This is a genomic window from Vibrio cyclitrophicus (assembly GCA_023206055.1).
Lineage (GTDB): Bacteria > Pseudomonadota > Gammaproteobacteria > Enterobacterales > Vibrionaceae > Vibrio > Vibrio cyclitrophicus_A.
The window spans coordinates 1551504-1569993 of the sequence record CP065367.1 but is presented as its reverse complement, the minus strand read 5'-3'; the positions used below and the strand labels follow the sequence as shown (position 1 = coordinate 1569993).

The following is an 18490-nucleotide window of genomic DNA, read 5'->3' as shown; positions in this document are numbered from 1 at the left end:
CCCTCAATAAACCAAATAAAGAGTATATAGATGAAAAAGTTAGCGCTGATTTCAGTTGTCGGTTTAATTCTAACTGGCTGTGGCGGTAGTGACAGCAATAGCAATGGAAGCAACGATAACAACACGCAAGCTCCATCAGCAGTTCAAGGTACCATTGACTCTGTTTCTGGCAACACCATTGTTGTGAATGGCTATAGCTATCAAGTAGACGGTGCGAACTATGCAGGCGAAGATGTGGCAATTGCAGACCTAGAAAAGAACATGATGGTCTCTATTTCATCTAATGCTCGTAGCGCTTCAGCTAACACTGGCGGAGCTCAAGTTGCTCTTGAACCGACCATCGTCGGTCTTATTTCAGACACCAACCACAATAATGGCACATTTAAAGTTAATGGCATCGCATTGACCTTTACAGATCTGTCACGTGAAATTGAAAATGGCGATTGGGTTATGGTCTCTTCTTTACCAACAGCGAATACAGGTTACAAAGTGCTGTCTGTAGTTAAATTTGAACCGTCAGATGAATACGAAACGGTTGAGGTTGAGGGGTTGATTACTAACCTGAACCTAAACACACTAACATTCAATTTAGGTGGGTCTCTCAATGTCGAGTATACAATCGATAGTATTGACAATGACTCTAATGAATCAGAGTTAGCTGATGGGCTTTGGGTTGAAGTGACAGGTAAAATGCTCAATTCAACACTGATTGCTAACAAAGTAGAAGTAGAGGACTTCGATGAGCTTGAAAGTGACACCGAAATCGAAGGTATAATTACTTCAGTAGCAAACGATAAATCATCATTCAATTTAAACTACAAGGGTCGCTTTGTTGTCAATGACAGCACTCGTTACGAAGATGGTAACAAGTCAAACCTAAGAGTAGGAGCAGAAGTCGAAGTAACAACGAAACAAGCTAACGGCGAAAATGTTGCTACCGAAATCGAATTTGAACACAACGATGATTCACAAGATTGGAATGACAATGACATCGATTTTGAAGGTGTGGTTCAGAGTATCGACGAGCAAGCATTAAACTTTGTTATTCAGACGACCTCTGGTAATCAAACCGTATACGTTAACCAAAATACTCGCTATGAAGATGGCCTAAGTTTCGATACTTTACATGGTCAACGTATTGAGGCTGAAACCTACAAAGTTAATAACCAGTACATCGCGAGCGAAATCGAAGCAGAAGACAACGACTAACGCATAAAACATCGTTGTTATTAAGTTCAGAAGCCATGCACTACGCATGGCTTTTTTGCATCAAAATAATCCACACGACAGATGAAGCCTACCTTTTCAACTATGTTACTATTTGCTTATTCAAAAGGCGTTTAATAAGGAAGTAAAGTGGCAATAAAAGAAGAGAACATACAATTCCGGCTCGTTTCAAATTCTGAATTTGAAGCTCTGTTTGCGTTTGTTAAGCCAGGGCTCTTCATACACGTAGATAACGTTTTCGGCTGGGACGACGACTTTCAACGTCAACGCCTAATCAATGATTATCATCCCTCTTGGTTTCATAGGATATACCATAAAAACGAAAGAGTAGGACTCGTCTGCTTCAAGCCTTACGGCAACGTATACCATGTACACCTTCTGATCATTTTCCCTCAATACCAAGCTCAATCTCTTGGTAGAAAAATCATGTCACTCATCCACGAAAAAGCCCATCAAGAACAACGAAACCAAGTCACTCTGTCGAGCTTTATAAGTAACACTCACGCCATTAGTTTTTATCAGGCGCTTGGCTACCAAATTGTTGATGACAGCGATGAGGATTTTGCGGGGATGGCTCTCAATCTAAATGACCACGCATACACAGCTAATTAGGTAGAGAGCTAAATCACTAGCGCTCGGCTGACACATCCAACTTATTCAGCAACGACGGAAAGCCCCAACCATTCTCGCCTGCGACCACCATCTCTCCGGTCAAATATTCAAACAGCGTAGGCGCTAACGAGCCATTGGCTTGGATTTTTAATGGTTGTGAGTTTTCACCAATTGGCGTGCCCCAGAAACCGATGAATGCGTCTTTCTCTAAGTAGTCTTCACCAGCATGACGGCCCGGAACCTTGGTGTTGTAGCCAATTCCCGCTTTAGGGAACAAGTTAACCGTACCAGCCCTATCTTCAAGGTAGATATTAGCCAGTTGATTCACTGAATCTGGTCGAGGTGTTGGTTGCGTCAATGAAGTCCACTCAGCACTGCTACACCAGGTTGTCACATTCGCCTTAACCGCTCGGTTAATACACTTTTCTACTAGCTTGGAATAATGCGAAAAGTCAGCCTTGCTTGGTGCCGCCAAATATGGGTTGAGCGTTTGGGTGTTGAGTAAAATTGGAGGTCGATTTGCATCCAAAGATTCGTAGAAAAGCTTGTCGCCCTCGCGTGTGATCAATTCATCGACGCGCTTTAAATCACGGTTGCCGATCACACGAACAGCGCAGCGTTGTTGATCACATGTGCTTTCTCTTACGACCATGTAATCAAGGCTTTCAGGTAACCGTTGCACGATCTGAGCAACCGCATCAATACTCTCACCTTCAGGCGCAGCAAGCGGTGTCCATTGTTTGAGTTCTTGATAGATGGGTTGCACCTTCCAACCTTGGCCTGAATTAAAGAAATCCATCATAAAATTACCGCCAGCAGTCGAAGCGACCACCACATCCAATTCCTTCGAGCTTGGGTAGCTTAGAGCATTGGTGATTTTTGGCCCTTCACCTTCATCTGATGATATTTTCTTAACGACTATTGGGTAATCTAGTTCTGCTTGTAAGCCTTCAAATACTTGCTTCTCAGGATTAAGCGCGTAGAACACTGGTGTTAACCCGTGATCGCCCGCCATGCCCCACAGGGTTTTATCGTAGACACCAGCACTGCGGTAAGTCGCTTCAATTTGACGAATCCAGTAATCCAATCGGTTTAGCTCTCCGGTTGGCATTAAGATCTCATCACTAAAAGGTCCTGTAAAATGCGCGAAGTGATCCGGCCATGGGTTATAAACCAAGGTGTAGTCCGGCATCCCTTTTCCATCGAGTTCAGCGTACTGAGTGATAGCTTGTTTAACCTGAACTTTCTTAGAATATTTGGTGAAGAAATCAAAACCTGATATAGATTGATACGCTTCGATATCTTCAGTCAAGGCTGCACGCTTATCTCGTAGAGTCACTTCTACTTCAGAACGTTCTTGGAGCTCTTTAACGCAACGTTTCTCTCCATAATCACGTAACGACTCTCCCAAACCTAAGTTCACGAGACCATCGTAAGTCGTGTGCGCATTCCAATCATACTGGGCGTTGCAGTTCAGCGTTTTGAGGTAATCAAGACGATCAAACATGGTTTGTACCTTGTTGCTTGCCATCAACACATCCAACTGCAGGGCATCATTACCAAAGAAGTAATACGCACGATCGATCTCTCGATCAACAAAGTGGAAGTTAGGAATGCCAGTACCACCTTGACCCGAGACTTTTGCGCCAGTCTTAATTATTGGTAGGTTACGAACGCTGATCGTCGGAGTTGAAGAGATGCCAACTCGGCTAATATTGTCTCGATGCTCTTGATAGAGATTTTTGAAGAAAGGCAAATAGTGCGGATCGCGGTAAGTTTGTTCAGACAGAACCTCCATAAACCGAACCTGCTGTTGGTGTTCAGGCTCAATCACTTTTTCTAGCTGAGGTTTATATTGCGCTCGATTTTTATGATTTTGGTAAGCCACCGAAATGAAAGGCGCATTCTCATCGACTAAACCTTCAATTAAGCCTTGCTGTAAACCATCGACCGTCACTTGAACCGCAAAGCGCTTGTTCTGTTGGGATTCTAAGAACTGAATGAGTGCATCAGGCTGGTCATTGAACGCTTGTTGCATCCACTCATCGAGCGCTTCTGCTCGTTCTTCTTTAAACACAAATTGGCGGTAGGCTTTAAGCAAGTTTAAGCGCACAAAATCGATGAGCGTAATGGTAAGGGCTTGCGCTTTATTGTTCGGCTTGTCGGCGTTTTCTGGTTTGCCATCTTCAGCGATCGCAAGCATTGCTGACTTCATATCGCCTTCATCCATCCCAGAAGCCGCTTTATCGATTAACTCGACAATGATCGGTTGAATTTGAGCGATGATCGCCAAATCTTCAGGGCTGTTCGTTAAATAGGTGTAGTTCTCTGGGAGGGTGTCCATATCTTGCCAAACACCGATTTCAAACAGCGCATCGTAGATAACGACCATGTTGGCAATGAAATGTTCATCAATGCGAATCCCTTCATGGTGGCCTGTCGCTTCCGTCGATGTATCTGGCTCCTTGTGCTCTGAAACCGGCTCATCACCGACATAATAGAGGCTATGTTCAAAGCCTTTTAATGCCTCATCATCATAGACTGTCGACAAATACCCTTTGAATACATCTTCACTCCCCAAACCTGAATAGCGGTCGTAGTAACTATAGAGAAAGTAGCCCAAGGGAATTGAATAGGTCGGATTGGATAGCTGAGCGATCACTCGCGCTTTTGTTTTGGCATCCAAAGGCAGCGCGAGAATGTACGCGTCTAATGTTACGCCGCCAATCGTGAAAAGTGCCGCGTCGCGAGTAAGCGTAGCTGAGTAACTTAAACTTGAAAGCACCTGGTTTTTCAGAACTTCACTAGAACTGAATACGCCACCAATGACAGGCGTTGTCGAAATATCGGCAAGGCTCGGCGCTGAAATAACGGCCAACGAAAGAGAACCAACTAAACTGGTGTAGCTACGTGCTCGGAAATAGAAGCCCATTAAATACCCTTCAGTTCAAGATGCGTTTATAAATATAACTTATTGTTTCAGTATACTTTCATTAGTCAACTTATGTTCAACTATGCAATATAAATTAAAGCTTCAATGATATTAAACTCAACCTTTTCAGTATTAAATAATCCTACAAACGCTTGCCGCTGCCGTCTTCCCACATCACTTCGCATTCATCCTTGATGGCGGCTTTTAATAATTCAACCAATGGGAAAGCTCGGCTTCCGATATTAACAGGCGCTTCAACAACCTCTTCTTCATTGTCTTCATCAGTATTTTCTTGCTCTACAGGTTTGTTCTGCTCTGCTGCAATCGCAGCACGTAAATTATCCAGAGCTTGAGAAACCTCTGAAGCATCCATAGCGCCTGGGATAGTACCGCTATGCCCAAGCATCTTAATGAACTGAAGACCAACCTCACCAAACATCGTGACGCTAGCATGAGCTTTACAACTAAAGGTAATTAACATAATGAGCCCTTCTTAATTTTGGTCGTTTACAAACTATGTTGAGTAACTCACTGGAAAGCAAGTAGATAATGATCAAACAACGGTTACAAATTTGATGCCTAAATATAATGTTCTAGAGATAATCCGCACCGTCGGTGATATACATCACCATTTGGGATTGGTTAAATACTCTTTCATATGAAACCTTGATAGTAGTCACACTAAATAGACATCTAAGCCTCTGCATAACTTGTTATTTATTCTACTATTAACACCATAATCAAAAACTTTGGCACAGATCACATGAAAAGGCTCGTCGGCAGACACCTAGAAGAAATGGCGGACATACGATCCACCCGTAAGCAAAAAATTGTCCACTCCTTTTCACTAACTGCCGCTGCGTTATTCATTTTCTATACTTGGGCTTACTTCCAAGGCCAGCATTACACGCTGTCAATGTTCGAATTGAGCTTCGCCATCATTGCCATTTCCAACGCGTTTTATGTAAGAAAAGTCATCAATTCTAAGTATTCCGAATTAATTCTAAGTGGTGTGCTGCTGGTTCAAGGGGTCATCCTATTTTTGTACAGTCACGCCATTCCCGATCGAATCCTTTGGCTTTACCCAATTCTGGCTGCGGTCATTTTCATTAATGACTTCAGAATTGGCATTATCTTCAGCACCTCGTTTTGCTTGTTCATTAGCACCTTAATTACAGCGATGCCCAACAACTTTTCTTTGCCATTTAACAGCACACACAGATTTATTCTTAGCCTGTTTACCATGAGCTTGGTGTGCCACACATCTGCCTATTACTACACAAAAGCCGTCAGTTATATTCAACGCCTTTATAGAGAAGGCATTGAAGATCTGGCCTATAGAGACCAACTTACCGGCTTGGCAAACCGTTGGAGCTTTGAACGCTGGGCAACAGAAAAACTAGCGACAGTGGACAGTGAGCAATCACTTACGGCATTGGTCTTTTTGGATATTGATGACTTTAAAGGCATTAACGACAACTACGGACACGATGTTGGAGACAGTGTCTTACAGCATTTTGCCAATCGCTTGAGTAACAACATTCGAACCAGAGACAGAAAAAGCCACGAATACGATTATTCCATCGCGCGCTTTGCTGGAGACGAGTTTGTTTTGATGCTCTACGATGTACCAACTCGTAAGGACCTAAACGGCATTTTAGATAGGATTTGCGGGCTGTTCGAAAGTGGTTGCCAGACAAACGAAAGGATCAAAGAGTTGACGCTAAGTGTTGGGGTTGCTTTATATCCGCAAGATGCACAAGAATTACATGAGTTAACAAGATGCGCCGATAAAGCGATGTATGTGGCCAAACACTCAGGAAAAAACCGATATGCTTATTATCACGACAACCCAGTATCAACCTTGATAGAAGATTTGCCAACAACCCTCACCAGCTCAGAATCTGATGCATCTGAACTTGAAAAGTGTCTTGAAACGAAAGTGGAAGGGAACAATGTAACGCTGTTAAAAACGCGTCAACTCTAGCCATGAATATCGCTTGTAACTAAGCAAACTAACCAGCCATATACATAAGCCAAAGGCTCACTAACCCGATCACAATGATCCATACGACTTGACGTGTTCGGTTTGGGTTATTCCCTTTAGGTCGCCTCACTACAGTTTTAAAAGCGGCTTGCTTAGCAGACTGAATAAACGGTCCCTCAATCTCACGCTTTTTCACGCGGCGTTTCACTGCGCTGTTTGCAACTTCGGTAAAACGCTGACTTTGCTCCGTTGTAAAGTCGTTATCAAAACCCATCCGACCATGCCTTTCGCCATGTTTTTGCTGAACTGCCATAGCGGCCTCCTTGACGGTCTACTCTCTATTCAAGTATAGACACAATTTCATATTGTTACCTGTTCAAGATTTTCGAATAAGTCACTCAACGCTATGCCATCTTCTTTTGAAATCAAATTACATAAACTACAGCTATTCAAGTTTATGAGGATTTCAAAATGACGAATGTAAGAGCGGTAGATCATGTGATTACAGCACATGCCACCTCAGATGGTGATGGCGTCAAGATCCAACGACTCGCTGGTTTTAATAACGCGCGCTTCTCTCCATTTTTGATGATTGATGAACTCAAATCAGATGAAAGCAAAGACTATGTTGGCGGTTTTCCTCCTCATCCTCACCGTGGAATAGAGACGCTCACTTACATGCTCCAAGGTCACTTCCAGCACAAAGACCACATGGGTAATGTCGGTGAACTTCGCAGCGGTGGTGCACAATGGATGGCCGCGGGTCGTGGTGTAATTCACAGTGAAATGCCGATGATGGAAGAAGGCGCATTGCACGGTTTTCAGATTTGGATAAACCAGCCTGCAACACACAAAAAGCAGCCAGCGCAATACCATGACTTCCAAAGTGAAAGCATTGCAGAACATCAAAACGAACAAATCGGTTTACTGAGAGTGATTTCCGGTGGGTTTGAACTGCATAGCCAAGCTGAAACGGACGCTATACAAGCACAAGGTCCATTACAAACGACAGGCGTGCCATTAAGCGTTGCGGATTGGCGAGCGAATTCAGGGCAAAAAGTGACGTTAGGGACTGATGTTAAGCATAATGCTATGGCTTATGTTTACCGAGGCACTATCCAGATCGGCGACAAAGTCATCAACCAAGGTCAACTGGCCTTACTAACAAAAGCTGAATTATTGTCTTTAGAAAGCCTAGAAGATTCAGGTGTCCTGATTTTTTCTGGTCAACCGATTAATGAGCCTGTTGTGCATTATGGTCCGTTCGTCATGAACTCGATGGAAGAGATTGAACAGACTATTCAGGACTACAACAACGGCGTTTTTGAGACTTACTAATGCCCGAGCTTTGATCTTTAATGAGCTTTGAAAAAAGTACTGAAGAGGTTTAACAACGAACAACGAATTTTGGTCGTCCATTTGATGGCTGTAAAAACAAGTGACACTATCCACTGCCGGTTACTATCACTTATTTAACCACGCTCCTAGAGCGTGGTTTTTTCTTATTTAACAGAAACTAATTTCAAGCTTCTTATAGGTACTCACACAAGTAAGCCGTTGCTTCTTTTACTTGCAAGTCGAAAGAAGAATCGCCCGCAACGTCAAAAGATTCACCAGATTGGTATGTTGTCCAATCCTCATCACCAACACGCTTTACAATCAGAGCGCCTTTAACCACGGTCATCTTTTCTGGTGCAGCAGTACCGAATGTGTATTCGCCCGCCGCCATCACACCAACACTCACATCAGCACCAGACTGGTTAAACGCTAACGACTTAACGCCCCCTTCAAAGTATGTGTTTTCTTTAATCATTGTACTTCCTTGTTATCTTCAAATTGCAGTTATTGGGCTCAACGAATAAGCCTATGCGTAAACTTAGGTGATAATTGTTTTAACCAATTCACGGCTTTCCCACAAGAAATAAATACGCATAGCTTAAGCATTTCGACAGTTGAGATGCATTGATTAAACAAATACCGTTAGAAAAATCGAAAATTATCCAAAGCAACCCATTTATCTAGAACATTCGATCCTGCTTCTAACTCTTATAACAATCTTTGCAAACTAAGATTTTAATTTATAGAATTAAGAACGGTACATGTGAGGAAATGAAGAGATAATGGCAAAAAATCCCACTAAAAGCAGAGATCTATTTGCCAACTCGCTACTTTACGGCTTCCTATTAGCTGGCTTTATGATTGCCCTCACCGCAAGCTATTTTGCTTATCAAGCCCACCAGCAATCTGTCAGTCCAAGCAATGTCCATGGCACATGGATAGAAATTGGTGCTCCCCCATACAAAACAGATATTCTGACTCTTTCAGACAATGGCGTGATGATGAACCATCGCTTCATCAGCACTTCATTTGATTTTGATGGCAAGGTTGTCACTATCAATACAGGTTCTGGACCAACGGTTTACACCATCAGTGGCACCTACGATTCACCTCGTTTAAAGCGACTCGTTCCAAGCATCCCTTCACAACAATTCATTAAAGAGGGCTATGAAGACACAGCCGTGGGGGATACCCACAGTGTTATGCAGCAACGACGCGCTTCACTGGCAGAGCAATTCAAAAGATAGCCCTCGCTCCCCTAAGAGCTCTCAATACGCTTTAAGCACGCTCTCAACACCCTTTAAATACCTTACCTAACGTTCAATACTCTGTGATGCTGCTTCAAGGTTGCGATATTTTCATATAGTTTGTCGCACCTTTACATGACTTCATGTCGTGTAATTTCACTTATGAGATTTTCATTCTGAAGACGGTTTTATTTTATAAAACATGGACTCAGCCTCTCATTCATTAAGCAACAGAATTGTAACAAGATACAATTTTTTAGCTGTCCATCGAAAACGGATTTATTTTCAGTTATGAAATTAAAACTCTCTCGAATACTGACAGGGAAGCTCCTTCAAAACTGATTGGAGCCGTTTATGGGGCCATTTGGTTCTCGTAACCTTCAAGGAATGAGAGAAATAGTATGATTCGTATTAATACCTGTGCGGCAAGCATTGCTCTAGCGCTATCAGGTACAGCATTAGCTGCACCAACAGCACCTAGCATCGACATGTACGGTTCCAATAACCTGCAGTTTTCTAAAATTGAACTCGCGATGGAAACCACTTCTGGCTACAACCAGATGGTTAAATATCACGATAAAGCGAAGGTCGACGTTAAGTTCAACCAATGGAGCGGAACGTCAGGAAACACGTACAACATCTACTTTGATGGCGTTAAAGTAGCCACCGGCCCAATCACTGGCAGCCAAACCACGGCTTCATTCGAATACGGTCAAGGCGGCTTGTTCGAAATGAAAATCGAAGCGTGTGATGAAACAGGCTGTAGCATAAGTGCACCCGCTCAGATCACTATCGCCGATACCGATGGCTCACACTTAGCACCACTTGCGATGAACGTCGATCCAAACAACAAGTCATACAACACAGATCCAAACACAGTAGTAGGTACTTACTTTGTTGAGTGGGGTATTTACGGTCGTGATTACACCGTTGATAACCTACCCGCTGACAACTTGACCCATATCCTTTATGGCTTCATCCCAATTTGTGGTCCTAATGAATCAGTAAAATCAGTAGGCGGCAACAGCTACAACGCACTCATGACAGCTTGTCAGGGTGTAAACGATTACGAAGTGGTGATTCATGACCCTTGGGCAGCTTTCCAGAAGAGTTTCCCTCAAGCTGGTCATGAATACAGCTCACCGATCAAGGGTAACTACGCAATGATGATGGCGCTAAAACAGCGCAATCCAGACTTAAAAATCATCCCATCGATTGGTGGTTGGACACTGTCTGACCCATTCTTCGATTTCACTACAAAAGCGAACCGCGACACGTTCGTTGCATCGGTTAAGAAATTCCTCAACACATGGAAATTCTACGACGGTGTGGATATCGATTGGGAATTCCCTGGTGGAGGCGGTGCTGCGCCAGACCTTGGTGACCCTGTAAATGATGGCCCAGCTTACATTGCACTGATGGCAGAGTTACGCGTGATGCTGGATGAGCTAGAAGCTGAGAATGGTCGTACTTACGAGCTCACTTCTGCGATTGGTGTTGGTCACGATAAGATTGAAGACGTGAACTACGGCGATGCTATCCAATACATGGATTATATCTTCGCAATGACTTACGACTTCTACGGCGGTTGGAACAACGTGTTAGGTCACCAAACAGCACTCAACTGCGGTAACTTCATGCGCCCTGGTCAATGTGATGGCACAGGCCTTGATGAAAATGGCGAACAATACACTGGCCCTGCTTACACCACAGACAACGGCATCCAATTGTTGCTTGAGCAAGGTGTTCCAGCGAGCAAACTTGTGGTTGGTACAGCGATGTACGGGCGTGGTTGGGAAGGCGTATTACCATCATCACTTTCAGATCCTAGCGACCCAATGACTGGCGTAGGTAATGGCAAACTGACCGGAAGCTCTGCTCAGGGTGTATGGGAAGATGGCGTTATCGATTACAAAGGCATTAAAGCGAACATGCTTGGTGCAAACAACCAAGGCATCAACGGCTTTGAATATGGCTACGACGAAATGGCAGAAGCACCTTACGTTTGGAACCGAACTTCAGGAAAGTTGATTACATTTGATGATGACCGCTCAGTGAAAGCAAAAGGCGCGTACGTTCGTAGTCTTGGTCTTGCGGGTCTATTCTCTTGGGAAATTGATGCAGATAACGGCGATATCCTGAATGCAATGCATGAAGGTCTAGCAGGTGGCACAACAGATCCTGTAAACCGTAAACCAACGGCAGCTGCGGGTGCCGACCAATCGGTTGAAGGCCCAGCTTCTGTTTCTCTAGACGGCAGTGCTTCAAAAGACAGCGACGGCACAATTGCTAGCTACGCTTGGTCACAAGTAAGCGGAACAGCCGTAACTCTGGCCAACGCGAATGCGGCTGTTGCGAGTTTCGATGTTGTTGAAGTCGCACAGCAAGAGACACTGACCTTTAGCCTAACCGTGACTGACAACGAAGGTGCTACGTCTACCGACACCGTTGTTGTAACGGTAAACCCTAAAGACACAGGTCCAGTTAATACCGCTCCAGTAGCAGTAGTTACCGCTCCTTCTGAAGTAAATGCGGGTGATGTAGTAGTGGTTGACGCTTCGGCTTCTAGTGATGCAGACCAAGACACACTAAGCTTCACATGGGATGTACCAGCAGGTATTAACGCAACAGTACAAGGCGCTTCAGTAAGCTTTGTCGCGGCGGAATACACGCAAGACACGGTACTGAACTTCTCTGTGACAGTGAGCGATGGTACAGATACATCAGTCGCGGCTGCATCAGTGAAAGTCCTCAAGAAAACCACAGGCGGTGGCACATGTACTAACGCTTGGGATTCAAGTGCGGTCTACACTGGCGGCGACCAAGTGACTCAAGGCGGTAAGGTTTGGGAAGCGAAATGGTGGACAACAGGTGAAGATCCAACAACGACAGGCCAATGGGGTGTGTGGAAAGAGATCGGTCCTGCAAGCTGCTAACTAAAAACAGTGTTTAGTTAAAGACTGACTAAGCATCAACTCAATCCCTAAAACAAAGGCCAACCAGAGAATGTCTGGTTGGCCTTTTTATTTACGTTTTCTGATCTGTTAACTTACGATTTTTTTACTGATGGTCTTTTTAATGACGCTCGTTGTGCTTAGCTAATTAAGTTATCAAAGCTCTCGAATACTTGTGGGCACTTCATCACTCGCCCATGGCCTTGGCCTTGAGTGGCAATCAAGGTAACGCGACCCATTTCATTAGCAGCACGCTCAGACACATCAAACTTAGTAAACTTGTCTTGCTCATCATGAACAATGATCGTCTGTGACTCACGAAGCGCTAGCTTTCCATATGGATCGACAGACTGAATTGGGTAGTTAAACTGCTCTTCTACTTCTCCAACTACCGCCTCAAACAACTTCATTGAATAACCTGAACGTGCAACGCTACCGAATAGGTTTTCGAGGTAATCCAATACTGGAGCAATCAACAACAGAGGTTTGTTTTCCAACTTAACATGCTTACATTCCAACGCAGAAGCAGTCCCCATGCTGTGACCGACCAAACCAGCCACTTCACCAACTGAATCTAGAATCGCTTCCAAGCCGTTCACAAATGCAGGGATATGACCATGCACGCCATCACTACCACCATGAGCAGGGTGATCATAAGCCATTGCCGTAAAACCTTTAGCTGCGATATGTTCCATCAGAGGAAAAAACTGACTCGCGGTGCCAGACCAACCATGAGTCAGCACCCAAACAGGACCCGTCCCCAAAGAGTAGGTTTTTAAGACTCCATCACGACCTTTGATTTCACTCTTGATGAGCCCTTGCGGATCGGCATTCTTCTGCTCAGTACGCATTGGAGTGAGTAGCAGCTTACGTGCTGTTTTCTTCGCGTGGCTCGGCGCTATGATGTAATGCAGATTGGTTGTAGCGCCAATTAAACTGCGCTTGAAGCTGAATTTGTTCGATGTATTAAAATAGATTTTGTCACTCATGACCGTTCCTTGTATCGCCATCACAATTGGCGGATCGAGCTCGGCCCTAAAATCGAACGACCGTGCTATTTGTTGATATAAAAAATGGCGCTACTGCGATTTATCATCGCTTACCACCACTTCTCTAAAATTTTGTTGTAAACCTTACTTCAGCAAGACTCACATGATTTGCGAGTTAACCTGCTGTATGTATTAAACCGCTTTCCAGCTGGCGATTAAGCGCTCTACACCACTCCAAAAATGCGTGTGGCTCGCTTGTTGGCCTCGTAATGAGTAGAACAAGTTCGCACTTAAATAGAGACCGTACAACTCGAAGGTTGCCTGCTTAGGGTCTAAATCGGCTCTGAACTGTTTGCTCTCCACCGCTTTTGCTACCTGAATCGTCAAGTAATCAATCCAAACCGAAATGGTTTTCTGCAGCGCTTTCTGAATCACAGACGTTTCACTGCCTGCATCTTTCCAAGCATCAATAAACATGCAGCTGCCTTGGAACGAATGGTTCCAACCCAGCCAATTATCGAGCAACTGCTTCAATTTCGCTTCAATATCACCATCACCGAGCTCTCGCGCAGGAATGATGACTCTTTCAGTGAATATGGCGTTGGAATATTCGAGTACAGAGAGCTGCAGGTTCTCTTTAGAGTTGAAGTGTGCAAACAAGCCACTCTTAGACATGCCACACTGCTTGGCTAATTCGCCAATCGTCAAACTCTCAAGCCCATTCTCACTCGCAAGTGCGAATGCATGGCTCAAAATATACTCTTTGGTTATCTTTCCCTTACTCATTATTCACCAATAATAAATCTGATACATTATTTTTAGCACGTTCGTTCTTTTTTTCAAGATTTTTTACTTAACCCTTGGTATTCATTTTGTCTTATCAAAGAACTGTGGAAAAATGCGACAATATTCAAAGGAAATTGAAATCGACTAACAAAGGAAAAAAAATGAACACACTTTGGGAACAGTTTGCGTTTTCGGCGTCAGTAACAGGCCCTATCTGTTTAATGCTGTTTCTTGGTGTGATGCTCAAGCGAATCGGCTTAATAAATGACAATTTCATTGATGTCGCATCTAAGGTCGTATTTCAAGTCACCCTACCCGCGATGCTATTTCTGAGTATTGTTCAATCGAATCACAACTTTTCAGCCAGTAGCGCGTTAGTTGCCTTTGGCGTCATCGCTAACTTTGTCTTTTTCTTATTCACGATTTTCTCAACCAAACTAGTATTCAAAGGTTCGAAAGATCAAGGTGTGATTGTCCAAGGTGGATTCCGCGCTAATACCGCGATCATCGGCCTCGCCTATGTAGCTAATATCTATGGTAACCAAGGTGTGGCACTGGCTGCTATCTATGTTGCATCCCTAACCGTGTTGTATAACATTCAAGCCGTGATTGCACTGACACCAAAAGGTGAAGACACAGGGGCTAAAGCCATTAAAGTGATCGCTAAGTCGATTACCAAAAACCCATTGATCATCGCTATTTTCTTAGCAGTCGTCTTCTATGCGCTTTCAATTCCTATCCCAAAAATGGTGACAGACGCTGGTCAGTACTTTGCCAACATGACGTTACCTTTGGCACTGCTGTGTACCGGTGGGTCACTGGATATCAGCTCGCTCAAACAAGAAAAGTTATCAACGTGGTTCGCCTCTAGCTACAAGTTAATTGCCTCCCCTTTATTGATTACACTGGCTGCTGGGTACTTAGGATTTGAAGGGCTCGATCTTGGGCTTATCTTCTTGATGAGCGCGGCACCAACCGCGGCTGCCAGCTATGTTATGGCACGTGCGATGGGTGGAAATTCAACATTGGCTGCCAATATAATCGCGCTCACCACCGTCGTTTCACTTATCACTTGCACGCTTGGTATTTTTGCACTTACTGCAATGGATTTAATATAGCTGCGACAGGCTTCAAAGAATCAATACAAGCCTTAAAACAAAGCTCGCAACCCTTGATTTAGCGCTAACTGGTTCAATAAAAAGGCTGTTAGATTCTACGAAAATTTTCTTAGAGATCTAATATGTCTTCCGTTCAACATACGCCTTCACAACGCATCGCCAGTATCGAGTTAGGCCGAGTGATTGCTATCTTGGCGATCATTGGTTTACACGGTCAAATGGCACTCACTTATTGGCAAATAGATGAAGTGCCTTGGATCGGTTATGTACTCAACCAAACCGCTCGTTTTGCGGTACCTCTGTTTTTCCTAATTTCCGGTTATCTTATTCAGCCCAAGTTGACTGCATCCCCGTGGCAAACCGTCAATAATTATTCTAAACCACTGCTTAAGGTATGGTTGGCATGGAGTATCATTTGCTTAGTGATGCCATTCAACCTCGCTAAGGTTGAAGAATTAGGTTACCTAGGCGAACGCCATGGCTACTGGGGCTTTTTAATGAATACCCCGCTCAACTCTTTCTTAGAGGGGGGGTTGGTTCACTTATGGTTCATTCCTGCCCTTGTGTGTGCGGTTTTGATCATCGCCTTAATGGTTGAAATGAAACTCGAAAAACTGCTATTACCGGCGGCTATTGTACTTTACGTTTATGGTGTTTTGGCAGGCAGCTACGCAACGCTAACCGGGTTAGAAGCACCCTTCTTCACGCGTAATGGCCCGTTCTTTAGCACGTTAATGGTGACCTTAGGTTTCCTTATTCGTCAGAATCAGTGGAAGGTGTCATCGGCCAAGGCGCTGGGATTATTAGCGCTAGGCATGTTCATTCACTTTGCTGAGGCAGCATGGCTAACCACGTTCGACGTCGGATTCAACATGAATGATTTCTTGTTTGGCACGGCGCTATGGGGGATGGGCGTGTTCATGTGGCTTTTAGCAAATCCAAACATGGGTAACTACGCTTGGGTTCGTTCTATCTCGAATCGCATGCTAGGTATCTACGTTTGCCATCTGCTGATCATTATCGTGCTGTTCAATGTTTGCGGAATATTGGGTATCACGGAACTCGGTAAAGACATCACCGTCTTCTTCGGCACCTTTATCCTGAGCTTTATGTTGGTTGCTGGTATCGAAAAAACGCCATTACGACACGCGCTGCTTCGTTAGTGTTTGTGCCTAAAACTATCCGCTAAATCAGTTTTAAAGAGCCACAAAAAAGAAAGGCAAGATAACGGGTTATCTTGCCTTTATTTCATCATATTGGAACCGAGATTATCTCACTCGTGAGGTGCTATAGGAACGCCATCGCGCCTTTACCTACCCCTTCATAAGCGACGATCTGTAGTGACTGGTTTTCTGCCAAGCTTGGGGCAACTTGATCCGCAATATAGCCTGCCAGTAACTCAACCGTGGTATCTGTTGGTAAGATTTCCGTTTCGCTCTTAGCAATCGCTAGTTCAAATTCGCCTTGAGGTGCCGTGTAGCGGAAGCCATAGTGGCTTTCATCATTAACGCTTTGCGCGTGTTCACTCAGGTTAAGTGAAGAAACTGAAACTTGGTCTTCTTTAGAACCTAAATAGATGTCTTCCCAGCGCTGAGCAAATGCTTGTTCGCGTTGCTCGTCACGCTGACCATCAACCAAAATTTCGACTGGAGAACGGTGACCATGTGCGATGCGTTGGCAGTTGCCATCATGCTTTTTCAAGCCATGGGTGTAGTGGTAGAACGCGCCATTAATGTTCTCATGACGAAGGGTGATCTCTAACCCTGTGACGTTACTTGGTAGGTTATCGCGAAGAATATGATAAACGTGTGCGGTCACACTTTCGATGGTGATCGCTTCAGCATCAATCAAGCAGTATGCTTCATCAGGGCAGTGCAGATGCAGGCTCTTGTCACCACGCAGCACATCTACCTTAGAGTAACCGACTTTGCTTGCTTGAAGAACAATTGCAGCGTTTTTCATTGGCAGCAGTAAGCGATGGTCAACATGTTGATCAACCAACTGTTTGATCTGCTTTTTGACTCGGCTAAAGTCCAGCACCATGCTCATTTCATTAAGTTCACCAGACATGGTGACATCTAAAATCCAACTATCTCCTACGACCCCTCTGTGTTCACAGATGTATGAAGAATCGATAACGGTAAGGTCTCTTACAAATAGGTTCAAGTTGAACTCCTTAGTGCTTTAATGAGATACGGGAGGCTGAATAATGTTCAGCAGGCACTTCGTCTCATTGATGTCTGATAAAATAGGACGGGCAGAATGTTACAACGAGCTTATAAAGTCCACCTTTTTACACCCTCTTCCGATAAAAGAACAAACTACATACAATTTCCGCTAAAACATAGACTAGCCTCATGCTAATAGCCACATTTCAGTTAGGGTTGCCCAGCGATTCACGACACATTTTGCTTTAGCCACAAACGCGGCGACATTCCCGTAACATGCTGAAAAGCTCGAGAGAAGCCAGAATAGCTGTTGTACCCCACTTCATCCGCCACCCAATTGATAGGCTTGTTTTGTAACAGCAACGACTGAGCCACAGACACCCGCCACTTTTGTACATAGTCACCTGGGGTTTCACCCACTTCACGCTTAAATGCTTCTATAAACTGAGTGCGAGACATCGCGGCCAGTGACGCCATTTCGACAATCGAATAATGACGAGCAGGTAATCGATGAATAGCCGTGACCACAGAAGCCAATCGTGGGTGAGCAAGAGCCGAGAAAACACCGCTATCAATTTTCTGTTGTTCAATGAGGTGACGAAAAATCAAAGCCATCAAGGCGTCACTCAACTTGTCCATTAAGTACTGCTGCCCCGACGATTCTTGGCTCGACTCGTTAGATAACACCTCGATCACTGGCATTAAGTTAGGTGCCTCCTCAAACGGAATCACTATCACGTCGGGCAGAGCAGACAATAAAGGATTCATCTGCCCCGAACGATACTCCACGTTCGCGCACACGACTTCCGCACCGTCTCCCACACCTTCAATCGCATGTGGCGTGCTATTCGGCAAATAAACAATGCAAGGTTGTGACAATTGCCTGTGTTCCGTGTGAGCGCTAGACAAGCTCAGCTCCCCTGCGCTCAATACATGCAGGTGTCCCTCTTTGCCTTGTTGCGCGTTAAACGACGACACCCCACACAGGTTTCCTGAATAGAAAACGCCAGTACGTATCGAGAAGTGTTCCATTAGTTGTGAAAGCAGATCCATGCATCCTCCGAACGATTCGCTTACTTTTTAGTTCTTTTGTCCCTTTATAGACCGGACGAGTGGGCTAAATTACTTCAAA

At 44.4% G+C, this 18490-nt stretch carries 16 protein-coding genes; 8 read left to right on the top strand and 8 right to left on the bottom strand.

The genetic code is table 11. The features are described 5' to 3' along the window. The first annotated feature begins 30 nt into the window (after nucleotides 1–30). Entirely contained in the window at nucleotides 31–1209 is a 1179-nt protein-coding gene (locus tag ITG09_22595) for a hypothetical protein (GenBank protein UPR54166.1), read from the top strand. Between the two features lie 168 nt (nucleotides 1210–1377). Beyond that, nucleotides 1378–1839: a GNAT family N-acetyltransferase gene (locus ITG09_22590; GenBank protein ID UPR55239.1), complete on the top strand. Its 462-nt coding sequence runs from the start codon at nucleotides 1378–1380 to the stop codon at nucleotides 1837–1839. Nucleotides 1840–1855: 16 nt separating this feature from the next. On the opposite strand, the gene ITG09_22585 is transcribed toward ITG09_22590, so the two are convergent. After that, nucleotides 1856–4771 (bottom strand): alkaline phosphatase family protein, encoded by a 2916-nt coding sequence (locus tag ITG09_22585; GenBank protein ID UPR54165.1) that lies wholly within the window; start codon nucleotides 4769–4771, stop codon nucleotides 1856–1858. A 142-nt stretch (nucleotides 4772–4913) separates the two neighbouring features. Continuing rightward, on the bottom strand, nucleotides 4914–5252 hold the full coding sequence (locus ITG09_22580) for a DUF1840 domain-containing protein (GenBank protein UPR54164.1): 339 nt from the start codon (nucleotides 5250–5252) through the stop codon (nucleotides 4914–4916). A gap of 315 nt (nucleotides 5253–5567) precedes the next feature. Between ITG09_22580 and ITG09_22575 the strand changes: the two genes are divergently transcribed. Further along, nucleotides 5568–6758 (top strand): diguanylate cyclase, encoded by a 1191-nt coding sequence (locus ITG09_22575; GenBank protein UPR55238.1) that lies wholly within the window; start codon nucleotides 5568–5570, stop codon nucleotides 6756–6758. Between the two features lie 28 nt (nucleotides 6759–6786). On the opposite strand, the gene ITG09_22570 is transcribed toward ITG09_22575, so the two are convergent. Continuing rightward, nucleotides 6787–7071 carry a hypothetical protein gene (locus ITG09_22570; protein ID UPR54163.1) on the bottom strand — a complete coding sequence of 95 codons (285 nt, stop codon included), beginning with the start codon at nucleotides 7069–7071 and terminating at the stop codon, nucleotides 6787–6789. A 158-nt stretch (nucleotides 7072–7229) separates the two neighbouring features. On the opposite strand from ITG09_22570, the gene ITG09_22565 reads away from it, so the two are divergent. After that, nucleotides 7230–8096 carry a pirin family protein gene (locus ITG09_22565; protein UPR54162.1) on the top strand — a complete coding sequence of 289 codons (867 nt, stop codon included), beginning with the start codon at nucleotides 7230–7232 and terminating at the stop codon, nucleotides 8094–8096. A gap of 193 nt (nucleotides 8097–8289) precedes the next feature. Here ITG09_22565 and ITG09_22560 read toward each other — a convergent pair whose 3' ends face one another. Continuing rightward, nucleotides 8290–8571, bottom strand: a complete 282-nt coding sequence (locus tag ITG09_22560; GenBank protein ID UPR54161.1) for a DUF1255 family protein — start codon at nucleotides 8569–8571, stop codon at nucleotides 8290–8292. A gap of 307 nt (nucleotides 8572–8878) precedes the next feature. Here ITG09_22560 and ITG09_22555 point away from each other — a divergent pair, with 307 nt between their 5' ends. Together ITG09_22555 and ITG09_22550 are read left to right on the top strand one after the other, a co-directional pair. Beyond that, a complete protein-coding gene (locus ITG09_22555; protein ID UPR54160.1) occupies nucleotides 8879–9343 on the top strand; it encodes a DUF2850 domain-containing protein in 465 nt (154 codons plus the stop codon). Between the two features lie 401 nt (nucleotides 9344–9744). Continuing rightward, entirely contained in the window at nucleotides 9745–12279 is a 2535-nt protein-coding gene (locus tag ITG09_22550) for a chitinase (protein ID UPR54159.1), read from the top strand. Between the two features lie 158 nt (nucleotides 12280–12437). Here the strand turns inward: ITG09_22550 and ITG09_22545 are convergent, their stop codons facing one another. Both ITG09_22545 and ITG09_22540 read right to left on the bottom strand, forming a co-directional pair. Next, nucleotides 12438–13286 (bottom strand): alpha/beta hydrolase, encoded by an 849-nt coding sequence (locus ITG09_22545; protein ID UPR54158.1) that lies wholly within the window; start codon nucleotides 13284–13286, stop codon nucleotides 12438–12440. A gap of 192 nt (nucleotides 13287–13478) precedes the next feature. Next, entirely contained in the window at nucleotides 13479–14072 is a 594-nt protein-coding gene (locus ITG09_22540; GenBank protein ID UPR54157.1) for a TetR/AcrR family transcriptional regulator, read from the bottom strand. Nucleotides 14073–14233: 161 nt separating this feature from the next. On the opposite strand from ITG09_22540, the gene ITG09_22535 reads away from it, so the two are divergent. Together ITG09_22535 and ITG09_22530 are read left to right on the top strand one after the other, a co-directional pair. Further along, nucleotides 14234–15190: an AEC family transporter gene (locus ITG09_22535; protein ID UPR54156.1), complete on the top strand. Its 957-nt coding sequence runs from the start codon at nucleotides 14234–14236 to the stop codon at nucleotides 15188–15190. Between the two features lie 122 nt (nucleotides 15191–15312). Beyond that, nucleotides 15313–16353, top strand: coding sequence for an acyltransferase family protein (locus ITG09_22530; protein UPR54155.1), 1041 nt, complete (start codon nucleotides 15313–15315; stop codon nucleotides 16351–16353). A gap of 124 nt (nucleotides 16354–16477) precedes the next feature. Here the strand turns inward: ITG09_22530 and ITG09_22525 are convergent, their stop codons facing one another. Together ITG09_22525 and ITG09_22520 are read right to left on the bottom strand one after the other, a co-directional pair. Further along, complete coding sequence (locus ITG09_22525; protein ID UPR54154.1) at nucleotides 16478–17356, bottom strand: 6-carboxytetrahydropterin synthase; 879 nt, start codon at nucleotides 17354–17356, stop codon at nucleotides 16478–16480. Between the two features lie 230 nt (nucleotides 17357–17586). After that, a complete protein-coding gene (locus ITG09_22520) occupies nucleotides 17587–18411 on the bottom strand; it encodes an AraC family transcriptional regulator (GenBank protein UPR54153.1) in 825 nt (274 codons plus the stop codon). Nucleotides 18412–18490 lie beyond the last annotated feature (79 nt).

Coding starts and splice junctions, on each gene's coding strand:
- ITG09_22595 (UPR54166.1), top strand. CDS start 31: ATGAAAAAGTTAGCGCTGATTTCAGTTGTCGGTTTAATTCTAACTGGC.
- ITG09_22585 (UPR54165.1), bottom strand. CDS start 4,771: ATGGGCTTCTATTTCCGAGCACGTAGCTACACCAGTTTAGTTGGTTCT.
- ITG09_22580 (UPR54164.1), bottom strand. CDS start 5,252: ATGTTAATTACCTTTAGTTGTAAAGCTCATGCTAGCGTCACGATGTTT.
- ITG09_22575 (UPR55238.1), top strand. CDS start 5,568: ATGGCGGACATACGATCCACCCGTAAGCAAAAAATTGTCCACTCCTTT.
- ITG09_22570 (UPR54163.1), bottom strand. CDS start 7,071: ATGGCAGTTCAGCAAAAACATGGCGAAAGGCATGGTCGGATGGGTTTT.
- ITG09_22565 (UPR54162.1), top strand. CDS start 7,230: ATGACGAATGTAAGAGCGGTAGATCATGTGATTACAGCACATGCCACC.
- ITG09_22560 (UPR54161.1), bottom strand. CDS start 8,571: ATGATTAAAGAAAACACATACTTTGAAGGGGGCGTTAAGTCGTTAGCG.
- ITG09_22555 (UPR54160.1), top strand. CDS start 8,879: ATGGCAAAAAATCCCACTAAAAGCAGAGATCTATTTGCCAACTCGCTA.
- ITG09_22550 (UPR54159.1), top strand. CDS start 9,745: ATGATTCGTATTAATACCTGTGCGGCAAGCATTGCTCTAGCGCTATCA.
- ITG09_22545 (UPR54158.1), bottom strand. CDS start 13,286: ATGAGTGACAAAATCTATTTTAATACATCGAACAAATTCAGCTTCAAG.
- ITG09_22540 (UPR54157.1), bottom strand. CDS start 14,072: ATGAGTAAGGGAAAGATAACCAAAGAGTATATTTTGAGCCATGCATTC.
- ITG09_22535 (UPR54156.1), top strand. CDS start 14,234: ATGAACACACTTTGGGAACAGTTTGCGTTTTCGGCGTCAGTAACAGGC.
- ITG09_22530 (UPR54155.1), top strand. CDS start 15,313: ATGTCTTCCGTTCAACATACGCCTTCACAACGCATCGCCAGTATCGAG.
- ITG09_22520 (UPR54153.1), bottom strand. CDS start 18,411: ATGGATCTGCTTTCACAACTAATGGAACACTTCTCGATACGTACTGGC.